A 3,837-nucleotide genomic window follows, 5' to 3' on the forward strand; every position below is an offset into this window, starting at 1 on the left:
TTTATTAAAAATATTAAATTCAAGTAGCAAATATAATTCATTGCTTCTTGTAACGATACATAGAGTATCACTTTTTTATTGAAATTGCTACTTTAACTTAAATCTAACTTTTAGCAATACCTCTGTAGGCCTCAACATATATGCAGAATAATAACGACTGATATCGGTGTATGAAGCAGAAACAAACTGTTTGGAATTGAATATATTTGTATAATCAAACATAAACTCTAATTGTTTATACTTGTACTTTGCACTTATATCGCCAAATACCATAGATCGACTTCCGGATACAATTGCATTATTATAAAAACTTTCACACTTGAGGTTAAGCGACATCCCCTTGAATGGAAACATACTCAACTGAACATTATGTGACATTATGCGTATTGGATCAAAAGTTTTTTCCTCATTTTTCACCTTACTGATACTTTGTGAATATTTAAACTCATATTGTAAATTAACAGAAGGGCTTATCTTAGTTATTATACGAGGAGAAAAAGAATATCCCTGATTATTATAATCGATGAGTCTCCCCTGTGTAAACTGAGATGAGCGACTAATCGCATAGTTTCCACCCAGAAAAACAGTTGAGTTTAACGTTTCAATATCTTTACTGAGGTGTATATCTGCTCCTAGCCTTTCGGTAGTAGAAGGTACTGGAATCGAAGACTGTAAAGTAAGAGTTCCCAGATAAGAATAATCAGACAAAAGGTTCGTCCTGATAATGGAATAGCTAATATTAAACATTCCAAATAGAGTTGTAATAGGATTTCTATAATACAAAGATGCGCTTGCATTATGCGCCTTTTGTTCAAAAACATCCCCGTCATTTTTCAACAAGTTACGATACGACGATAGAATATATCCTTTATACAGTTGGTTGATCTTACCGATAGAAGTTTTATAGCTGTAGTTGCAGTAAGACGTCCAATAACCGGATATTTTATAATGAAGAAATAAAGAAGGATTAAAAGAAAAATTATTTTTGCGACGCTTTTCATCGGAAATATTGTTCTTTACATAAAGAAGGGTGTAATTAAAAGGTAATGACAATACAGAGTTTAGCTTTCCTTTAGCATAGGTATAAACGGGGCTAAAGATTAGCTCATATTTACCTTGTCGGAGATCATTCTTCAATGAATCAGGCACATTTTTAGTATTATCTGTTCCCAATTCAGAACTTAAACCTTGTATATCGGTACGCATGCTTACAGCATACTCCTGCTTCCAAGTTCCTTTACCGAACCCTAATGAGACCTTATTACATGCAGCCAAATTATCTTGTTCTACACTCTGTATCATCTTTGATGAATAAGTCGAAGAGCTTAACAAATCTTGATACAGCAAAGGCTCTATAGATAATGTATGCGCAGATGAATTGTATCCGAAAAAAGAATAAAAGTTCCATGTATACTTTTCTCCTGTCTTCACCATATTGAAGGTATTATTAATACTATAGTACGGCTTTTTAAGATATTGACTAACGCTATCAGCAGAAAAGACATCACCCCTCTCCCTGTCCCATATACCCTCAATCTTCAAAAGGTTATTAAAATAAAATTTGTCTTTATTTGCATTCAATTGAATATCTGCCGTCAACCGTTCTTTTCTTAGGCGAGAGTTTATGTATTCTTCTATCTTCAAAACACTATCGTTTGCCAAATAATATTCAGTAAAAGCATAACTGTCTTTTCGTTGCAGATCGTTCAGGTAGCTAACGTTGGTGGTCAATTGATAATCATTCTTTAAAGACCACAAATTATTCGCAGACAATATATTTGCTTGATTATTCAGATAGCGTTTTTCTGCTATGGATGGAGATAAGGGGCTCTGCATAACCAGAAGACCTCCTTTATCCATATTGGAAGCATCATTCGAATAAAAAGATGTCAATTCACGAGTGACATCATCGCCCGAATTGTTTCCCTTATAGATTGTTATATTCTGCAACTTCTTAGCTATGTACATCTCTGTCAATTCGTTGTTCCAAAGCAAAGGCGAACCACCTAATCCCAGCTGTGTATTCGCAATGATAGTTCCTTTGGCCGAATCTTTCAGTTTCAGATTAATAGCTGCATCTTCCGACAATTCTTTGTCTTTTAGAGCTTTTATTGGTTGGTGATTTTCCAACACTTGCACCGTTGATACATCTTTTGCATCGATATTGTTTGTAGCAATACCATAACGCCCTTGCAACAGATCGGCATTCTCTATATAGAATTTGTTTATAGGACGATTCTGATATAAAATCGCGCCATTTTCCTGAACCTTTATTCCGGGCATCTTTTTCAGCACATCACCGATTGTTCTATCATTAAGATCTGAAAAGCTTTCTACAAGATAATTCAACGTATCACCCGCTTGCCTGATTTTAGGAGGTGTTATTTTCACTTCGTTCAATAAAATTGATGCCGATTCTATAGAAAAATCTATATTCTGATCCCTGTTTGCGGCAATCTTAGTTTGCTTCTGCACATTAAAGCCAGATACAGTAATTGCAATACTATCAGCCTTGCCTTTATATTCGAGCTTGTATGCACCCTTCACATCTGTCATAGCAAAGCCAAGAGTCAATCGCCCCGACTTCTCTTGCAAGGTTACATTTATGTCTGTTATAGGATTACGCTTCTCATCACGAACTATTCCGGTTATTATAGTTTGAGCCTGAGCAATAGCCGAAATTAAAATAAGAAGGAGGAAAAAATATCTTTTCATATTTTATTTCACATCATACAACCGGTTATTCCTTTTCTAATGATATGTACTCATTATTATTCTTTTTGCGAACCATTATAACATTGCCTCCATTAACATTCACTGCCATCCCCCCGGATCTCTTTTTTTTGAGCTTATCTAAATCCTTAAGGCTGGCGTTGATATAATCCTCTTTTGCCAATAAAATTTCTACAGTTGGGGTTAAATGCTCCAAACCTATAATCTCAAAAGAGAAAATATTTTCGGTATCATTTACTTTTAAAATCAGCCCGGGTAGTCCATAAAATTTCCAAGGACCATCGTTTACCGGAATATCAGAGGTAAACCAGGCTTCATACGTTCTGCCTCTAAAAGTTGTACTCGCTTTCTGGCACAAATAGCCCAAAATAGTCAAGGTATCCGTTTTTATATCCCATTGATGAGAAACCTTATCTATACATTTATATTTATTAGGAGTATCCTCGGATCTGTCTATAATTATAATCTCGCCGACTTGCTTCTTTTTATACAAATGTGCAGTCTCTCCTTTCTCTTCCGATTCGAATGTTGTCCCCACGTTACTATCAAACGACGACATATCTCCATTCTTCACAACCGAAATACTCTGTATTGTTGCCGGATTGAGCTTGTTGTTCATAAAATCACCAAAAATCGAATCGCGTTTAGCTCTCGTAGCATCATAATAATGGGACACTTTTGCTCCGATATCGAGTGTTAGAGTGTCTATCTTCTGTTCAGTTTTCTGACTTATCGTTACCGGCTGCACGAACTTGTAGTAGCAACGAATACCAGCTTCATCAAGACTTTCGGATGAAACATTACCTTTATCAAGCTTAACAACTTTCACATTACTTGCAGATATACTCTGTGAAAAAGCTTGCATACAAGCAGATAGAAGGATCAACAAAACAAATATCTTCTTCATATTATTTCTTTTTTTAAAGTTCTCCGACAAATATAGTCTAAAAAATTAGACAAACAATATTTAGGTCTAATAAAATAGACAAAATTCCAAAATAAAAGTTTCGCTGCTTAGAATGACTGGACTATGAAATATATTAGGTACCTCCATTTATCAACTCTAAAAGTAAAAAGTTAGAAAATATTGAATTAATTTTGGAA

The 3,837-nt window shown here is 34.8% G+C and carries 2 protein-coding genes; both read right to left on the minus strand.

The features are described 5' to 3' along the window. Window positions 1-87: 87 nt before the first annotated feature. A complete protein-coding gene (locus LDB17_RS06625) occupies window positions 88-2,715 on the minus strand; it encodes a carboxypeptidase-like regulatory domain-containing protein (protein WP_252636485.1) in 2,628 nt (875 codons plus the stop codon). 25 nt (window positions 2,716-2,740) lie between these two features. Next, window positions 2,741-3,640 carry a GLPGLI family protein gene (locus LDB17_RS06630; protein ID WP_252636486.1) on the minus strand — a complete coding sequence of 300 codons (900 nt, stop codon included), beginning with the start codon at window positions 3,638-3,640 and terminating at the stop codon, window positions 2,741-2,743. Between the last annotated feature and the right edge of the window lie 197 nt (window positions 3,641-3,837).

Origin of the sequence: Dysgonomonas sp. Shenzhen-Wh21, assembly GCF_043392705.1 — a bacterium.
Classification (GTDB): domain Bacteria; phylum Bacteroidota; class Bacteroidia; order Bacteroidales; family Dysgonomonadaceae; genus Dysgonomonas.

What these genes read in the sequence shown, in the direction of transcription:
- LDB17_RS06625 (WP_252636485.1), bottom strand. Translation starts at nt 2,715, where the DNA reads ATGAAAAGATATTTTTTCCTCCTTCTTATTTTAATTTCGGCTATTGCT.
- LDB17_RS06630 (WP_252636486.1), bottom strand. Translation starts at nt 3,640, where the DNA reads ATGAAGAAGATATTTGTTTTGTTGATCCTTCTATCTGCTTGTATGCAA.